At 67.9% G+C, this 16,526-nt stretch carries 15 protein-coding genes; 7 read left to right on the forward strand and 8 right to left on the reverse strand.

The window, feature by feature from the left end:
- Positions 1-31: 31 nt before the first annotated feature.
- The 3 genes from AC07U4_RS00095 (at position 32) to AC07U4_RS00105 (ending at position 3,056) form a co-directional block, all read left to right on the forward strand.
- Entirely contained in the window at positions 32-445 is a 414-nt protein-coding gene (locus AC07U4_RS00095; RefSeq protein ID WP_038658353.1) for a MerR family transcriptional regulator, read from the forward strand.
- Positions 446-592: 147 nt separating this feature from the next.
- Positions 593-1,633 carry a pyruvate dehydrogenase (acetyl-transferring) E1 component subunit alpha gene (gene pdhA / locus AC07U4_RS00100; protein ID WP_038658356.1) on the forward strand — a complete coding sequence of 347 codons (1,041 nt, stop codon included), beginning with the start codon at positions 593-595 and terminating at the stop codon, positions 1,631-1,633.
- Position 1,634: 1 nt separating this feature from the next.
- Positions 1,635-3,056: a pyruvate dehydrogenase complex E1 component subunit beta gene (locus tag AC07U4_RS00105; protein ID WP_495193983.1), complete on the forward strand. Its 1,422-nt coding sequence runs from the start codon at positions 1,635-1,637 to the stop codon at positions 3,054-3,056.
- A gap of 111 nt (positions 3,057-3,167) precedes the next feature.
- Here AC07U4_RS00105 and AC07U4_RS00110 read toward each other — a convergent pair whose 3' ends face one another.
- Genes AC07U4_RS00110 through AC07U4_RS00120 form a run of 3 tightly spaced genes read right to left on the reverse strand, consistent with a single transcriptional unit; the run spans position 3,168 to position 6,384 of the window.
- Positions 3,168-3,899, reverse strand: coding sequence for a TadE/TadG family type IV pilus assembly protein (locus tag AC07U4_RS00110; RefSeq protein WP_495193984.1), 732 nt, complete (start codon positions 3,897-3,899; stop codon positions 3,168-3,170).
- A complete protein-coding gene (locus AC07U4_RS00115; RefSeq protein WP_038658361.1) occupies positions 3,899-4,495 on the reverse strand; it encodes a TadE/TadG family type IV pilus assembly protein in 597 nt (198 codons plus the stop codon). Before AC07U4_RS00115 ends, AC07U4_RS00110 begins: the two co-directional genes overlap by 1 nt.
- A complete protein-coding gene (locus AC07U4_RS00120) occupies positions 4,492-6,384 on the reverse strand; it encodes a TadE/TadG family type IV pilus assembly protein (protein WP_495193985.1) in 1,893 nt (630 codons plus the stop codon). Before AC07U4_RS00120 ends, AC07U4_RS00115 begins: the two co-directional genes overlap by 4 nt.
- A 162-nt stretch (positions 6,385-6,546) precedes the next feature.
- Between AC07U4_RS00120 and AC07U4_RS00125 the strand changes: the two genes are divergently transcribed.
- Genes AC07U4_RS00125 through AC07U4_RS00135 form a run of 3 tightly spaced genes read left to right on the forward strand, consistent with a single transcriptional unit; the run spans position 6,547 to position 8,155 of the window.
- Positions 6,547-7,164: a squalene/phytoene synthase family protein gene (locus AC07U4_RS00125; RefSeq protein ID WP_495193986.1), complete on the forward strand. Its 618-nt coding sequence runs from the start codon at positions 6,547-6,549 to the stop codon at positions 7,162-7,164.
- A 56-nt stretch (positions 7,165-7,220) separates the two neighbouring features.
- A complete protein-coding gene (locus tag AC07U4_RS00130; protein ID WP_495193987.1) occupies positions 7,221-7,661 on the forward strand; it encodes an EF-hand domain-containing protein in 441 nt (146 codons plus the stop codon).
- Between the two features lie 23 nt (positions 7,662-7,684).
- Complete coding sequence (locus tag AC07U4_RS00135) at positions 7,685-8,155, forward strand: EF-hand domain-containing protein (protein WP_495194983.1); 471 nt, start codon at positions 7,685-7,687, stop codon at positions 8,153-8,155.
- Here AC07U4_RS00135 and trmFO read toward each other — a convergent pair.
- Positions 8,088-9,455: a methylenetetrahydrofolate--tRNA-(uracil(54)-C(5))-methyltransferase (FADH(2)-oxidizing) TrmFO gene (gene trmFO, locus AC07U4_RS00140; RefSeq protein WP_137898619.1), complete on the reverse strand. Its 1,368-nt coding sequence runs from the start codon at positions 9,453-9,455 to the stop codon at positions 8,088-8,090. The two genes, AC07U4_RS00135 and trmFO, sit on opposite strands and share 68 nt — an antisense overlap.
- A gap of 65 nt (positions 9,456-9,520) precedes the next feature.
- On the opposite strand from trmFO, the gene AC07U4_RS00145 reads away from it, so the two are divergent.
- On the forward strand, positions 9,521-9,955 hold the full coding sequence (locus AC07U4_RS00145; RefSeq protein ID WP_495193988.1) for a DUF488 domain-containing protein: 435 nt from the start codon (positions 9,521-9,523) through the stop codon (positions 9,953-9,955).
- 101 nt (positions 9,956-10,056) lie between these two features.
- On the opposite strand, the gene AC07U4_RS00150 is transcribed toward AC07U4_RS00145, so the two are convergent.
- The 4 genes from AC07U4_RS00150 to AC07U4_RS00165 all read right to left on the reverse strand — a co-directional run bounded on the left by AC07U4_RS00150 (position 10,057) and on the right by AC07U4_RS00165 (position 16,385).
- Positions 10,057-11,847, reverse strand: coding sequence for a cation:proton antiporter domain-containing protein (locus tag AC07U4_RS00150; RefSeq protein ID WP_495193989.1), 1,791 nt, complete (start codon positions 11,845-11,847; stop codon positions 10,057-10,059).
- 85 nt (positions 11,848-11,932) lie between these two features.
- On the reverse strand, positions 11,933-13,522 hold the full coding sequence (locus tag AC07U4_RS00155) for a long-chain fatty acid--CoA ligase (RefSeq protein ID WP_495193990.1): 1,590 nt from the start codon (positions 13,520-13,522) through the stop codon (positions 11,933-11,935).
- A 299-nt stretch (positions 13,523-13,821) separates the two neighbouring features.
- A complete protein-coding gene (locus AC07U4_RS00160; RefSeq protein WP_495193991.1) occupies positions 13,822-15,645 on the reverse strand; it encodes a lytic transglycosylase domain-containing protein in 1,824 nt (607 codons plus the stop codon).
- Positions 15,642-16,385, reverse strand: a complete 744-nt coding sequence (locus AC07U4_RS00165; protein ID WP_137898615.1) for a uracil-DNA glycosylase — start codon at positions 16,383-16,385, stop codon at positions 15,642-15,644. Before AC07U4_RS00165 ends, AC07U4_RS00160 begins: the two co-directional genes overlap by 4 nt.
- Positions 16,386-16,526 lie beyond the last annotated feature (141 nt).

A 16,526-nucleotide genomic window follows, 5' to 3' on the forward strand; every position in this document is an offset into this window, starting at 1 on the left:
CCGTCGGGCAGGGGTAGGCGTCGGGGAGCGGATGATGGACGAAAGCGGAGACCTGCAGGGAATCCAGGAGGTGGCCGACATGCTCGGCATCACCGCGCGGACCCTGCGCTTCTACGAGGACAAGGGCCTGATCGAGCCGTCCCGGATCGGGACGACGCGCGTCTACCGCCGGCGCGAGATCGCGCGGATGCAGCTCATCCTGAGGGGCAAGCGGCTCGGCTTCTCGCTGACCGACATCGCCGAATTCCTCGACCTCTACGACGCCGATCCGCAGCATCTCGAACAGATGCGCGCGCTCGCCGAACGGGTGCGCCAGCGCATCACCGAACTGGAGCAGCAGCGCGACACGCTCGACCAGACGCTCGCCGACCTCGCCAAGCTGGAGGGCGAGGCGCTGGCCCGCGTCCATGCGCACGAACCCGAAGGGCGCCGCGTCGCGGGGTAGATATCGCGCGAAAGCAAGGCCGTGCGTGACGATGGCCGGGCTGCGCGGCGGAGCGGCGGACCAGCTTCTTGCCGGCGGGGAATTGATGTTCTGGCAGAAGGGGGACTATAGGCAGCGCCACATCCCCCAGGACCGTTGAGGTAATACGTGGCCAAATCGCCTGCTCCTCCCGCCGTACCGCTCACCAATCGCGAGCGTCCCGCCGATCCCAAGCCGTTCGAGGCGACCAAGGAGCAATTGCTCGACTTCTACAAGCACATGCTGCTGATCCGCCGGTTCGAGGAAAAGGCCGGCCAGCTCTACGGCCTGGGTTTCATCGGCGGTTTCTGCCATCTCTACATCGGTCAGGAAGCGGTCGCGGTCGGCCTGCAGTCGGCGCTGGACGGCGACAAGGACTCGGTCATTACCGGCTATCGCGACCATGGCCACATGCTCGCCTACGGCATCGACCCCAAGGTCATCATGGCGGAGCTTACCGGTCGCGCCGCCGGCATCAGCCGCGGCAAGGGCGGTTCGATGCACATGTTCTCGACCGAGCATAAATTCTACGGCGGCCACGGCATCGTCGGCGCGCAGGTGTCGCTCGGCACCGGCCTTGCCTTCGGCCACAAGTACAGCAACGACGGTGGCGTCTGCCTCGCCTATTTCGGCGACGGCGCGGCCAACCAGGGCCAGGTGTACGAGAGCTTCAACATGGCCGAGCTGTGGAAGCTGCCGATCATCTTCGTGATCGAGAACAACCAATATGCGATGGGCACCAGCGTCAATCGCGCCTCGGCCGAGGACCAGCTGTATCGCCGCGGCGAGAGCTTCCGCATCCCTGGCATCCAGGTCGACGGCATGGACGTGCTCGCCTGTCGCGGTGCTGCCGAGGAGGCGCTCGCCTGGGTGCGTGCCGGCAAGGGTCCGGTCATCCTCGAGATGAAGACCTATCGCTATCGCGGCCATTCCATGTCCGACCCCGCCAAATATCGCAGCCGCGAGGAAGTGCAGGGCGTGCGCGACAAGTCCGACCCGATCGAGCACGTCAAGAAGCTGCTCGAAGCGCAAGGGGTGGGCGAGGCCGACCTCAAGACCATCGAACAAGAGATCCGCAAGACCGTGAACGAAGCCGCCGATTTCGCCGAAAGCACGCCCGAGCCCGACGAGGCCGAGCTGTATACCGACGTGCTGGTGGAGACGTACTGAGATGGCAATCGAGATCAAGATGCCCGCGCTGTCCCCGACGATGGAGGAAGGCACGCTCGCCAAATGGCTCGTCAAGGAAGGCGACACCGTCAAGTCCGGCGACATCATGGCCGAGATCGAGACCGACAAGGCGACGATGGAATTCGAGGCGGTCGATGAAGGCACGATCGGCAAGATCGTCGTCGCCGAGGGCACCGACAATGTGAAGGTCGGCGACGTCATCGCCGTGCTGCTCGAGGACGGCGAGAGCGCCGATGCCGCGACCACCGCCGGCTCCACCGCGGGCGAGGGCGCCAATCCGGCGCCGAAGAACGAGGCGACCGACCGGGCCGCGCCGCCGATCCCCGAGGGCGCCGCGGCGGCCGAGCAGGAGAGCGGCACGCAGAAGCTCGTCGCCTCCGCCGAGAAGAAGGGTGTGCAGGACCCGGCGATCCCCGAGGGCACCGAGATGGTGAAGACCACCGTCCGCGAAGCGCTGCGCGACGCGATGGCGGAGGAAATGCGCAAGGACGACCGCGTCTTCGTGATGGGCGAGGAAGTCGCGCAATATCAGGGCGCCTATAAGGTCACGCAGGGGCTGCTCGACGAGTTCGGCGACCGCCGCGTCATCGACACGCCGATCACCGAATATGGCTTCGCCGGCGTCGGCACCGGTGCGGCGATGGGCGGCCTGAAGCCGATCATCGAATTCATGACGTTCAACTTCGCCATGCAGGCGATCGACCACATCATCAATTCGGCGGCCAAGACCAATTACATGTCCGGCGGCCAGATGCGCTGCCCGATCGTCTTCCGCGGCCCCAACGGCGCGGCGAGCCGCGTCGGCGCGCAGCACAGCCAGAATTACGCCCCCTGGTATGCCAGCGTCCCCGGCCTGATCGTCATCGCGCCCTATGACGCGGCCGACGCCAAGGGCCTGCTCAAGGCGGCGATCCGCTCGGAAGACCCGGTCGTCTTCCTCGAGAACGAGCTGATGTACGGCCGCTCGTTCGACGTCCCCAAGCTCGACGATTACGTCCTGCCGATCGGCAAGGCGCGGATCATGCGCGAGGGCAAGCACGTCACTCTGGTCAGCTATTCGATCGGCGTCGGCCTCGCGCTCGAAGCCGCCGAGACGCTGGCGGGCGAGGGCATCGAGGCGGAGGTCATCGACCTGCGCACGCTGCGCCCGCTCGACAAGGACACGGTGCTCAAGAGCCTCGCCAAGACCAACCGCCTCGTCGTGGTCGAGGAAGGCTGGCCGACCTGTTCGATCGCATCGGAGATCACCGCGATCGTGATGGAAGAGGGGTTCGACGACCTCGACGCGCCGGTGCTGCGCGTCACCAACGAGGACGTGCCGCTGCCCTATGCCGCCAATCTCGAGAAGAAGGCGCTGATCGACGCCAAGCGCGTCGTCGCCACGGTGAAGAAGATCGTGTGATCGCACCGCCGATCCCGGCATGGCCGGGGTCCGCACCGATCAAGGGAGGCCGGGCAATCGCCCGGCCTTTTTTTGTGAGAGCTTCGCCCCGCCGGGGGGCAGATCGTGCGCTCAGCTCGCCGTATAGAGATCGCAGAACGATTGCGTCGCGGCCGGTGACGGATTGTAGATCTGGCTGAAATCGCGGCGGTCGCGCACGATGTAGGAGGCGGTATAGCGGATCCGCGTCACCGCCGCGCCGCCGGGCACCCATGCCGAGCTGAACACCGGTCGATAGTCGTAGCTGACCTCGATATACATCACGCCCGATCCGACCGGGGCGTTCACCTTGGTCCCGCTGCTGTCGCCCATGCCATTGGGCATCGATACGCCGGCGCTGGCAGGGCTCGTGCCGATGCCGTCGCCGCGGTCCATCGTGCCGTTGGTGCGATCGTAGCTGGAATCGTAGCCGGTCCCGCTGCGCTTGCCGAGGCAGCGCTGCCAGTGGAGATACTGGCTGCCTGCGGTCTGCTGTTCGAGGCTGGAAATGGTGATCCGGCCGCGATTGGTGAGGTCGAGGGGCGCACCCTGCAGACGCGCCGAGGTGAGCACGTCGTTGATGTCGGCCTCGCGCAGCTGCGTGATCCCGCTGTTGCTCATCAGGCCGACGCGCGATGCCGTATCGGCGAGGTTGAGCGCGACCTGGCTGACGCGCAGATTGGTGATCGCGAGCCATGCCATCTCCGTGCCCCACGCGCCGACGCCGAGCACCAGCGGCAGCGTCAGCGCAAATTCGAGCAGGGCGAGGCCGCTCGTCTCGGCGGCGAGCCGGCGGGTCGCCCGGGCAATTCTTGTCGGCGTCATCACGGGCATACCAATTGCGCGGTCGGACCAGCCTGTGTGGCATAGGGCTGATTTTTGAGGATCGTCGTCGCGCTGATCGTCGCGCGTCGCGACCAGCCGATGATGGCGGCGAGCGGGAACAGCCGGTTGAACTGCACCGTCATCGTGTAGACGACGACGTCGTTGGCGCCGCCCTGACCCGCGATTCCGGGATCGAGGTCGCGCGTGCCGTTGCCGTTCACGTCCGTGAAGCATTCGGTGGCGGCGTCGTAGACGCCGTTGTTGTTATTGTCCTGGAACGGCTCGGCCGCGATATAGCCGAACTGGCCGAAGCTCTTGCGCGACGAGGTGCCGGTGGCGGTCTTGGCGAGGCTGTTGATCTGGCTCATCACGCGCTGATCGAGCGTCGTGCCGGCGGTGTTCGAGGCATTGTTCTGGATCGTGCCGTCGCGGCCCGCCTTCTGCACGGCGCCGGTGAGCACCGCCTGCATATACGCCTGATAGGCCAGATCGCTGAGCCCCATGATGAGCAGCAGCATGACCGGGACGACGATCGCGAATTCGATGATCGTCGCGCCGCGCGTGTCCTTCGCAAGGTGGCGGAGCCGCGGCCTCACTGGCTGATCCTCAGCATCGCGAGCCGTTGCGCGATCGTGCGGAAGGCGCCTTTCACCGCGTCGGTGCTGCTCGCCTGGAACGCCTGGCCGGGGGACGCGCAATAGGTCAGGTCCGGGGTGATGCTCGTGCCGAGCGCGACGACGAAGATGCTGATGCCGCGCTTCTTGGCCGCGTCGCACTCGATGCGGAAGCGTGCGGTGTGATTGGCATAATCCTGATTGTCGTTGTTGGCGCCGCCGGTGCGATTGTCCCAGTCCTCGATACCATATTGGCCGTAGATCTGACCGTTGGGCGACATGGTGCCGTCGGTCATGAAGACGATGTTGCGCGACGGCGCAGGCCGCCCCGGTCGCGCGGTGGTATCCGCGGCGAACACGCCGTTGGGCGACAGCATCCGCAGGCCCCAGATCATGCCGACGTCGTGATAGGTACCGCCCACCGCCTTGAAGTCGCTGTTGTAGACGTAATCGTTGACGTCCTGTGCGCTCATGACGGTCAGCCGCTGCGCCTGCATGCCGCAGGCGGTGTAGGCGCTGTTCGCCAGCGCATAGCCGGCGCGATAGCTGTTGCTGTAGTCGTTGGTGTTCTCGTCGTTGATATCCTGGAAATTGCTGTTGTTGCGCTGGTAGACGACGTCCGCCCACATTGGCCGCCACTTGTTCGTCGCCGCCGCGGGGATGATGTCCGGGTTGAGATCGTCGGGAAGCGCGTTGACGTCGAACGTGGTGCTCTTCGAGGTGTTCAGTTCCTCGATACAGCCCTTCCAGCTCGACGTAGAACCGTCGAACCGCGTCGGATCGGCGACGGTGCTGCCGTTGATGGTGCCGAGCAGCTGCGAGACGTCCCATTGCACCGGCTCGTAGCGCCAATAGGGGCGGAGCGGCTGTTGCCAGCCGGAACAGGTCCCGCCCGACGAGGACGTCCAGCTGACGTTGTAATATTTCATCGCCTGCGGATAACTGGTGTTCCAATTGGGGCCGCTGGTGATGAAGCCGGTCGCCGGGTAGCGCTGTGCAACGCACATCGCCTTGGGGATGTTGGACAGCGAGAAGGAGGTGGCAAACAGCTGATAGGGGGCGTAATCGCCAGGCAGCATCTTGTCGCTGCCGCCCCAGCCGACCGCGCCGATCAGCGGCGAGAGGTGGCGGCTTTGATAGGTCCAGCTCTGTTGCAGATATTGCGACGGGATCAGCCGGCCAACGTTGACCGCCGAGGCATAGGGTACGAAGCCATAACGGATGCGGGTCGACGGATCGGTGCTCGACCGCATCGTACTGTCGAAGAGCAACACCGACTGGCGAAGCGATTCGATCTTCGAATAGGTCATGTTGGTGCCCAGACCATAAGCCGGTTTCTCGGTGGCGTTGCCGCAGGTCGCGGGGTCGGAAGGGTAACAGTTCATCGACCCGGTGATGTCGAGCACGAACATGACGTCGGCATCGCCGACGTCGAACACCGCCTGGCAATTGACCGTCAGCGGCCGCGCGCTCACGCCGAAGAACTGCATCAGCGCCATCGGCACGGTCGCCGAGGCCGTGCCGCTGACCGCATTGGCCACCCCGACGGTGGTATTGACCGAAGCCTTGCTGGTCGAGAAGCTGACGTTGCGGTTCTGATACCAGCCGGGACGAAAGTTGTTGTTGAAGAAGGCGGTCGCCTGCTGCTTGGCGGCATCTTCCAATGGCGTCGACATCTGCGTGTCGGTCATCGCCTTGCGACCGGCGAGCACGCCCGCGTCGCACGCCTGCTGGAGGCGGACCTTGACGACGTATAAACGTGCCATGTCGACCGCCGAACCGGCGAAGCCGATCAGCGGAATCAATGCCGCCGCCATGATCGCCAGCGTGTTTCCGCGAATGTCGCGGCGGAGTCTGGTCAGCAGACCCATAGGGGAGGACGACCGCGACGTGTGCATGGCCAAAACCGGCTCTCGTTTGTTCTATTGGACAATCCCAGTTAACCCGCCGGTATGAAATCGCAGTCAAACGGCATGGTTAATCAAAGTTTGCAGACGAACGACGCAGCGGCTGCGCCGAACGGGGATCGATCGTTGGCGATCCTCGCAGTGCCGTCGCGCCACCGCCCGGCGATCGAGACGCTGTTCGCGCTCGACGCCCGTCTCGCCGGGATCGTCCGTGCGACGCGCGAGCCGATGGTCGGGCAGATGCGGCTGACCTGGTGGCATGAGGCGCTCACCAAGCTCGACGGCGCGCCGGCGCCGGCCGAGCCGCTGCTCCGCGACGTCCAGCAACATCTGCTGCCCGCGGGCGTCAGCGGCGCGCGGCTCGCCGGGATGATCGACGGATGGGAGGAGTTGATCGTCGCCGACGCGCTCGGCGCCGAGACGCTGGATCGCCACGCCGAGGCCCGCGGGGCCGGGCTGTTCGCCGCGGCGGGAATGGTGCTCGGCGCCGACTCGCCGTTGCTCGTGCCGGCGGGGCGGGGCTGGGCGCTCGCCGATCTCGCCGGGCATCTGTCCGCGCCGGCGGCGGCCGGGCTGGCCGCGGACGCCGCACGGCGCGAGTTGTCGCACGCTTTTTCAGCACCTTGGCCAGCAAAGCTGCGCCCGATCGGTGTATTGAGCCTGATCGCGCGGCTCGATGCCACCCCCGGATTGGCACTTGCCAAGGCTTTGAAGGTAGGGCGGTTTAGAATAACCGGACGATGAACATTTGCGACGATCGTTCGCCATGCTAGCCTCGACTTGCAACGAGGGACTCGGCAATGCGACGACGGGTGATGGCAGAGGTGGCGTTACTCGCCGGCTGTAGCGTCGCATTGGTCGCGGTGGTGCATGCGGACCGGCCGCCGACCGTGCTGCCGGCCGAAACCAGGCACGTGCCGGTTTGGTCGGCGGCATCGCCGGATGCCGCGGCAGTCGCCCATGCCGCGCTCGCGGCGCATGACCGCGATCACGACGGCGTGCTGTCGCGCGACGAATATCGCGCCGCCATGCGGGGCGGATTCGCCCGGCTGGACGGGGATGGCGACCGCCGGCTCGATCTCGGGGAATGGGCGGATCCGCAGTTCGACGCGGCGGATCACGATCGCTCGGGCACGCTCGACGCAGCCGAATTCTTCAGAGGGCTCGACCCGCACCGCGATGCGGTTCGGCGCGCGGACGACCGCCGGCTGGACCCGCCGCAGGGTTTGTCGCTGGGATGATCGATGGCGAAGGGGGACGCGTGATGTGGCGATATTGGGCGATCGGTGCGGCGGTGCTGGCGGCGGTGGCGGGCGGGGCGATGCTGTTCGGCGGATCCGGGCGGCCGGCGTTGCTGCCGGCGCAACCCTCGGCGCAGGCCGCTGCAGCGCCGGCGACGGGGGCCGCCGCAGCCGACCCGGTGCCGGAAGCCTCCGAGGCGACACGCGAGCAGAAACGCTTCGCGCGCTACGATCGAGATCAGGACGGCAAGGTCACGAGGGACGAATATCTCGCCAACCGGCGCAAGGGCTTCGCCAAGCTCGACGTCAATGGCGACGGCCGGCTCGACTTCGACGAATGGGCGGCCAAGGCGACCGCCAAGTTCGTCGCCGCCGACCATGACAAATCCGGTGCGATGGACGCCGCGGAATTCGCCACCACCGCGGTCAAGCGGAAGCCATCGTCCCGGCCGAAATGTCCGCCGACGGCTGCGGCGCCGGCGGAGGAGAGTTGAGCCAGCCGGCGAAGGCGGTGCGCGCGCGATCGGTGTACATCCGCTTGCGGTCGGCCTTCTTGGTGCGGCCGGGGATCGGCGGCATCAGCCCGAAATTGACGTTCATCGGCTGATAGGTCTCCGCCTCCGCGCCGCCGGTGATATGGCCGAGCAAGGCACCCAGCGCGGTCTCGACCGGCGGCGGCGCGAGCGTCTCGCCCGCCAGCTCCGCCGCGGCGAAGCGGCCGGCGAGCAGGCCGATCGCGGCGCTCTCGATATAGCCCTCGCAGCCGGTGATCTGGCCGGCGAAGCGCAGGTTCGGGCGGCTCTTCAGCCGCAGCGTCGGGTCGAGCAATTCAGGCGAGCGGATGAAGGTGTTGCGATGCAGCCCGCCGAGGCGTGCGAACTCCGCATTCTGCAGGCCGGGGATGGTGCGGAACAGCCGCACCTGTTCGGCATGCTTCAGTTTGGTCTGGAAGCCGACGATGTTCCAGAGCGTGCCCTGCGCATTGTCCTGGCGCAGCTGGACCACCGCATAGGGCCAGCGGCCGGTGCGGGGATTGTCGAGCCCGACCGGCTTCATCGGGCCGTAGCGCAACGTGTCGAGCCCACGCTCGGCCATCACCTCGATCGGCATGCAGCCCTCGAAATAGGGCGTGTCCTTCTCCCAATCCTTGAACTCGCTCTTCTCGCCGGCAAGCAAGGCGGCGTGGAAGGCGAGATATTGCTCCTTGTCCATCGGGCAGTTGATGTAATCGGCCTCGCCCTTGTCCCAGCGCGACGCCTTCCATGCGACGTCCATGTCGATCGTGTCGGCGTGGACGATGGGGGCGAGCGCATCGAAGAAGGCGAGCGCCTCCGCGCCGGTCGCGCCGCCGATCGCCTGCGCCAGCCCCGCCGCGGTGAGCGGCCCGGTGGCAAGGATCGCCGGCCCGTCCGGCAGCGTGTCGACGCGTTCGCGGACCAGCGTGACGTTGGAATGATCGGCGAGCGCCGCGGTGACGCCGGCGGAATAGCCGTCGCGGTCGACCGCCAGCGCCGACCCGGCGGGGACGCGATGCGCATCCGCCTGGCGCATGATCAGCGAGCCCATCGCGCGCATCTCCTGGTGGAGCAGGCCGACCGCATTGGCCTCCGCATCGTCGGAGCGGAAGCTGTTCGAGCAGACGAGTTCGGCGAGATGGTCGGTCTGATGCGCGGGCGTGCGCTCGCCCGAGCCGCGCATCTCCGACAGGCGGACGCGATAGCCCGCCTCGGCGAGCTGCCAGGCGGCTTCCGAACCGGCGAGGCCGCCGCCGACGATATGGATATCATGGGTCATATGGGTGCCTTAAACCGCACCGGGGCGGCGGGCAACGCGGCGGTCGGCTCGTGCGTTCGGCCGGCATGACCACGATCTACACCATCGGCTATGAAGCCACGACGATGGCCGACTTCCTGGCCGCTTTGGACCGTGCGGGAGTAAAAAGGGTGATCGACGTGCGTGCGCTGCCGCTGTCGCGGCGGCCCGGCTTCTCGAAATCCTCGCTCGCCGCCAGCCTCGCCGAGGCGGGGATCGGCTATGTCCACCTCAAGGCGCTCGGCACCCCCAAGCGCGGGCGTGACGCCGCCAAGAAGGGCGACGTGGCGACGCTGGAGGCGGTGTATGAGGAGCAACTCGAACTGCCCGAGGCGCAGGCGGCCGCCGCCATCATGCTGGGATTGGCGGCGGAGACGCCGAGCGCGCTGCTCTGCTTCGAGCGCGATCCGAAACATTGCCATCGTACGCTGCTGCTCGAGGCGGTCGGCGAGGGGGCGGAGGTTGTCGACCTGTATACATGAGCGGGGACTTTTGCCGCCGTTGGCACTGAGCTTGTCGAAGTGGCTTGAGCCTCACTTGCCCTTCGACAGGCTCAGGGCGAACGGATTGAGGGTGGGGCCGCTCACACCTTGCCCGGCACCGCTTCCCCCAGCCGCCGCACGCGCCGGATGCGGGGCTCGCGGTCGATCTCCGCCTCCGCGCGGATCGACTGGCGCAGTTCGTCGCGCTTCTCGTGGATCGAGGCGATCACCGGTCCCATCGCGACGCCGAGGTCGACCAGCACCGACTCGGACAATTGCAGCGAGCTTTCCAGCGTCTCGGGCACCGCGTCGGTCACGCCGGCGCGATAGAGTTCGGCGGCATGGTGCGGATCGCGGGCGCGGGCGATGATCGGCAGCGCCGGGGCGAGCGCGCGCATCCGCCGGGTGAGCTGTACGGTCAGCACCGGATCGTCCATCGTCAGGATCAGCGCGCGAGCGCGGGCGAGGTCGAGCCGCTCGACCCAGTCGCCACGCGCGATGTCGCCGAACAGCACCGGATGGCCGCTGCGCCGCGCCTCGGCGACGGTGTCGATGTCCGCCTCGACCGCGATATAGCGCTGGCCGTGGACCGCGAGCATGTCGGACACCATCCGCCCGACGCGGCCGAAGCCGATCACCACCGCGCCCGGCCCCTCGCCGAGCGTATCCTCGGGCAGGCCGTCGCCGGGGGTGAAGCGGTCGATGCCGCGCGACAGACGCTGGCCCGCCTTGGCGAGCAGCGGCGTGATGGTGAGGCCGATCGCGGTCACCGTCTGCCAGAAGGCGGCGGTCGACGGCAGGATGAGCTGCGCCTGTGCCGCGGTGGCGAGCACGATCAGCGTCGTCTCCGACGGGCTGCCCATCAGCAGCCCGGTCTCGGCGGCGATGCCGCGCCCGGTCTGCGCGACGCGGAGCAGCAGATAGGTGACGACCGCCTTGACCCCGACCACCGCGACCACCGCGCCGAGCAGCGACGGCCAATTGGCCAGCACCTCGCGCAGGTTGACGCTCATCCCGACGGTGATCAGGAAGACGCCGAGCGCGAGGCCCTTGAAGGGCGCGGTCATCACCTCGACCTCGGTGTGATATTCGGTCTCGGCGATCAGCAGCCCGGCGAGCAGCGCGCCGACGATCGGCGACAGGCCGGCGGCGGTGGTCGCGACGCTGGCGGTGATGACGACGAGCAGCGAGGCGGCGAGGAAAAGTTCGGGGCTCTTGGTGCGCGCCGCCTGGGCGAACAGCCGCGGCAGCACCAGCCGGCCGCCGAGGTACATCACCACCACCGTCGCCAGCCCGCGCAATGCGACGCCGGCGATGCCGACCCAGCCGTCGGGGCTGGCGGTCGGCGCCATCGCGCCGAGCGCGAAGATGATCGGCACCAGCGCGAGATCCTCGAACAGCAGCATCGCGAAGGCGGCGCGGCCGACCGGACTGGTCGTGCCGACGAGCGGCAGCACCAATGCGGTCGAGGACAAGGCCAGCGCGAGGCCGAGGCCGGCGGCGCCGCCCCAATCCTGGCCGAGCAGGTGGACCGCCACCGCGATCAGCGCCGCCGAGCCGATCAGCTCGGCCGGGCCGGTGCCGAACACCTGCGCGCGCATCGACCACAAGCGCTTGAACGAGAGTTCGAGCCCGATCGAGAACAGCAGCAGCACGATGCCGAATTCGGCGAAGGGCTCGATCGAATCGGGATCGGAGATGGTGAGGTAATAGAGCCACGGCGCCCGGTCGGTCAGCGCGCCGAGCCCGTCGGGGCCGACGAGCATGCCGACGAGGATGAAGCCGATGATCGGGCTGACCCGAAACCGCGCGAAGGCGGGGATCACCAGCCCCGCCGCCCCCAGGATCACCAGCGCGTCGCTGAAGCCCGCATTGTCCAGTCCGATCGCCATAAGGGGATTGTAGGCACAAGACGTGAAATGTCAGCCGATGATTGCAATTTCCTCGCGCGCGCGGCCGGGCAGGGGATCGGTCGTCTCACGCCGCGAACCGATAGTCGCGGAATTGCTCGCGCAGCGCCGTCTTGAGCAACTTGCCCGTCGCGGTGTGCGGCAGCGTATCGACGAACGCGATTCCGTCGGGCAGCCACCATTTCGCCACCACGCCGGCGAGATGGTCGAGGATCGCGCGCTCGTCGACGTCGCTGCCCGGCTTGCGGACGACGACGAGCAGCGGCCGTTCGTCCCATTTGGGGTGGGGGATGCCGATCGCCGCCGCCTCGGCGACGCCGGGGCAGCCGACCGCGGCATTCTCCAGCTCGACCGAGCTGATCCATTCGCCGCCCGATTTGATCACGTCCTTCGAGCGGTCGGTGATCTGCATCGTGCCGTCGGGGTGGATCACCGCGACGTCGCCGGTGTCGAACCAGCCATCGGCGTCGATCGCATCCGCCTCGGCGCGGAAATAGCGTTTGATCACCCACGGGCCGCGGATGTGCAGCCGTCCCGCGCTGGTGCCGTCGCGGGGCAGCGGCGTACCGTCGTCGTCGCGGACGACGAGTTCGACGCCATAAGGCACGCTGCCCTGCCGGGTGAGCAGGTCGAGCTGGCGCTCGCGCGGCCAGCTCTGCCAGTCCGGCGGCGGCGCGGCGGCGGTGGCGACCGGCGAGGTCTCGGTCATCCCCCACAAATGCTTGACCTCGACGCCCATGTCGATCAGCCGCGCGATCATCGCGCGCGGCGCCGCCGAGCCGCCGATCGTCGCCATCCTGAGCGCGCGCGGCGCCTCGCCGGTCGCATCGATATGCGCGAACATCGCCAGCCATACCGTCGGCACCCCCGACGAGATCGTGACGCCCTCGCGGTTCATCAGATCGCACAGCACCTTGGCGTCGTTGACCGCGGAGAAGACGAGCTTCGCGCCGGCGAGCGGCGCGGCGAACGGCGTACCCCAGGCGGCGGCATGGAACAGCGGCACGACCGGCAGCAACACCGCCGTCGACGACAGGCCGAGCACCGCGGGCGAAGCGACGAGTAGCGCGTGAAGCAGGATCGAGCGATGGTCGTACAGCACGCCCTTGGGATGGCCGGTGGTGCCGCTGGTGTAGCAGAGCATGCAGGCCTCCCGCTCCGATCCGGTGACCCAGTCATAGTCGCCGTCCTCGGGCGCGATCAGCGCGGCGAAGCCGTCGGGGCCGTCGTCGTCCATCACCACATAATGGTCGATGCTGGTCCATCGCGTCCGCAGCCGGTCGACGATCGGCTGGAAGGCGCGATCGTAGAGCAACACGCGATCCTCGGCATGGTTGGCGATGTAGACGAGCTGGTCGTCGAACAGGCGCGGGTTGATCGTATGGATCACCGCGCCCATGCCGATCGTCGCATACCAGGCGGCGAGATGATGACCGTGGTTCATCGCCAGCGTCGCCACGCGCTCGCCGCGCTGCACCCCGAGCCGTTCGAGCGCCTGCGCCAGCCGTTTGGCGTCATGCGACAGGGTGCGCCAGTCGCTGCGCGTCTCGCTGCCGTCGGCCCAGCGGGTGACGATCTCGCGGGTCGGGTGCTCACGCGCGGCGTGATCGATCAGCGTCGATACCCTTAGCTCGAAATCCTGCATCCCGCCGAGCATCGATTCGTCCTTTCCCATGGCACGCGGGGGTCATCCCACATCGGACCGAACCATACCGCAGGAAGGAGATGAGGCAAGCTCACGAGCCGTGACGAAGGATTGCCACACCGTCACCCCGGACTTGTTCCGGGGTCCACCCTGCGGCCAGGAGAAAGGCTTGATCCGAGACCATTCCCCTGCGGGCGGGTGGACCCCGGAACGAGTCCGGGTGACGAATCTCATGAGGAAGCCGATCGAACCTCATCACAGATGTTATATGCGATGGCCCTTGGAGAGGGAGGCTGAACGCGTCCCCCGCTTCAGTTCCCCGTCACTGTCCGCGATTGCGGGCTCACGCTGCCGTTCACCGCGATCGCGGTGTTGCTCGGCCGTCCGGCGATGCGCACCGCGGCCGCGCCGGGCAGGCCGGGGAAGCGCGGCCACAGGCCCTGCGCCAGCGCCGAGCGGCTAACCGACGCCTTGCGGCCGCCCTGCGCCTCGTACATCCAGTAATTGCGCAGCACCGTCGTCACATAGCCGCGCGTCTCCCAATAAGGGATGCTCTCGATATAGAGCAGCGGATCGCCGTTATCGTGGACGATCGCATTCCAGTCGCCGACCGGACGCGGCCCGGCATTATAGGCGGCGATCACCTTGGGCAGCAGCCCGCCGGTCACGCCGGCCATGTCGCGCAGCCGCTCGAGATGGCGCTGGCCGATATCCATGTTGGTGGCGGGCTTGGTCAGCGCCGCCTTGTCGAGCGGCAGGCCGCGCTCGCGCGAATAATCGGTCGCGGCGGCGGGCATGATCTGCATCAGGCCATAGGCGCCGGCCGGGCTCACCACCTTGTTGCGGAAGCCGCTCTCCTCCAGCGTGTGGGCGTAGACCAACGCCTTGTCGACGCGCCAGCCGCTCGACGGCGTCCAGTTCGGCGTCGGATAGCGCGCCTCGGCGGTGGCGACGACGCCCTGCGGGCAATTGTGCGCCAGCCATACGGTGGTGGCGGGCAGGCTCAACGCCTCGGCGACGCGGACGAGGCTGCCGAATTCGGACGGGTCGCCGATCCGCGCCTGCTGGCGCACGACGGTGTCGGCGAGGTCGGTCTCGCCGATCTCGGCGAGTGCGGCGGCGACGCGGATATTGGGCCGCTTGTCGAGCCGCGCCCAGTCCGCCGCAACGACCTGCGTCGACGGCTTGCCCTTGTCCTTGATCAGCAGCGCCTGGCGCGACAATTGGCCGTAGAAGCTCTCGGAGAATTGCGCGGCGGACTGCAGTCGCGCCTGCACCTTGTCGGGCCGGCCGCAGACCATGTCGGCGCGCGACGTCCAATAGAGCGCGGCGGCGCGCAGATCGACGTCGGTCGCGCGTGCGGCGACGCCCTCGAAGCCGCTTTCCGCCGCGGCGCAATCGTTCTGGCGCCATGCCGCGAGCGCACCGGTCCAGCGGCCCTGCACCGCCCAGTCGCCATAGCCGGCGGCGGCCTTCGCCGCCATCGCCCGGGTGTTGGCGTCGTCGCCGGTGAGGAAATACATCCAGGCGACCTTCGCCTGCCATTCGGTCTGCGCCTCGATGGTGAGGCCCGGCGTCGTCTCGAGCAGCGCCTGCGCCTCGGGACCCATGTCGGCCTTGACGAACGGTTGCATCTTGAGCGCCAGATCGGCGGCGATCTCGTCGCTCTTCGTCGCCTTGGCGCGGACGCGGCGGGGGGCGCCGTCCTGCCAGATCAATCGCTGCGCCTGCGGCAGCGGCGGCAATTCGGCCGCACCGCGTGACCTGGCGAGGCGGGCGAGCGATTCGGCCTCGGGCAGTTCGGGCGCCTCGTTGAGCAAGGCCACGAGCGGCTCCAGCTCGACGCGCGGCGAGCCCTTGGCGGTGAACAGCTCGGCACGCGCGATGGCATGGAGCGGGCCGGGCTTCATCGCGTCGAGCCCGAGCTGCGCGTCCTGCCACTTGCCGTCGCGGATCGCCTGGAACACCGCGCGATAGCCCTCGCGCTGCGTCGCATCGAGCTGATCGGGGATGCGATCGGCGAGCGCGGTGGCCGCGGGCAGTCTGGCGTCGCCGGCGGGTTCGGTCGGCCCGGCGGCATGCGCGGCGGCGGGCAGCGCGATCAGCGCCAGGGTCAGCGCGAGCGTGCGGGTCATGCGGGCAGGTTTCCCATCAGCAATTGCAGATCCTTCCAGGCCTCCGCCTTCGCCACGGGCTTCTCGATGAGGAAGCGCGGGTGAAAGCTGGCGACGACCCCGGTCTCTCCGCTTTTATGGTTAAATGAATGCAAAGACCCGCGCGTCCCCGGCATTTCCGCCCCCAGAATGGCACGGCTGGCCGCATTGCCGAGCAGCAGCAGCCGTTTGGGCGCGACCAGGCCGATATGATGCTTCGAAATGTCGGACAGCCGCGTCTCGGTATCGCGCGGCATCCGCCCGGCGACGGGCCGCCTGGCGCAGACCGCGGCGAGGTGGATCGTGTCGCGCGACAGGCCGATCGCGGCGAGCATCCGGTCGAACAGGGCGCCGGCGGCGCCGCTCAGCAAGGTGCCCGCCTCGCCGTCGTCCTTGTCGGGGCAATCGACGAGGACCATGATCGCGGCGTCGGGCGGGCCGCTGGCGGCGATCGAAACGCCGCGCCACTCGACCTCGGGCACCGCATCGCCCAGCCGCCACGCGATGAAGTCGGCGAGCGCGTCGGGCATCGTCGCGGCGGCGGGGGCGGCCGGCACCGCGGCCGCGGAGACCGCTGCGGCGAAGGCGGTAGGCGCCGGCATCGGCTGGCTCAGCCAGTCGCGCGGCGCATCCTCGACGAGCGTGTCGACGCCCGCCTCCTGCCACCAGTCGAGCGCGCTGCCGACGCTGCTCATCCAGTCGATATGCTGATCGGCCCCCACATTATTCCTTTTTGTTGCGACGATCCTTCTCCAGGTTGACGTTTGCGTCAACTTGTCCGATCGCGGGCCGGAGACGAGCCGTTGTCGTCGTGCGCCTGAACGCTTTTGCCGCCGCCGACAACATACAAGCGTGATGCACCG

The organism is Sphingomonas sp. GW821-FHT02B09 (assembly GCF_059421875.1).

Coding starts and splice junctions, on each gene's coding strand:
- AC07U4_RS00095 (WP_038658353.1), top strand. CDS start 32: ATGATGGACGAAAGCGGAGACCTGCAGGGAATCCAGGAGGTGGCCGAC.
- AC07U4_RS00105 (WP_495193983.1), top strand. CDS start 1,635: ATGGCAATCGAGATCAAGATGCCCGCGCTGTCCCCGACGATGGAGGAA.
- AC07U4_RS00110 (WP_495193984.1), bottom strand. CDS start 3,899: ATGACGCCGACAAGAATTGCCCGGGCGACCCGCCGGCTCGCCGCCGAG.
- AC07U4_RS00120 (WP_495193985.1), bottom strand. CDS start 6,384: ATGGGTCTGCTGACCAGACTCCGCCGCGACATTCGCGGAAACACGCTG.
- AC07U4_RS00130 (WP_495193987.1), top strand. CDS start 7,221: ATGCGACGACGGGTGATGGCAGAGGTGGCGTTACTCGCCGGCTGTAGC.
- AC07U4_RS00135 (WP_495194983.1), top strand. CDS start 7,685: ATGTGGCGATATTGGGCGATCGGTGCGGCGGTGCTGGCGGCGGTGGCG.
- trmFO (WP_137898619.1), bottom strand. CDS start 9,455: ATGACCCATGATATCCATATCGTCGGCGGCGGCCTCGCCGGTTCGGAA.
- AC07U4_RS00145 (WP_495193988.1), top strand. CDS start 9,521: ATGACCACGATCTACACCATCGGCTATGAAGCCACGACGATGGCCGAC.
- AC07U4_RS00150 (WP_495193989.1), bottom strand. CDS start 11,847: ATGGCGATCGGACTGGACAATGCGGGCTTCAGCGACGCGCTGGTGATC.
- AC07U4_RS00155 (WP_495193990.1), bottom strand. CDS start 13,522: ATGCTCGGCGGGATGCAGGATTTCGAGCTAAGGGTATCGACGCTGATC.
- AC07U4_RS00160 (WP_495193991.1), bottom strand. CDS start 15,645: ATGACCCGCACGCTCGCGCTGACCCTGGCGCTGATCGCGCTGCCCGCC.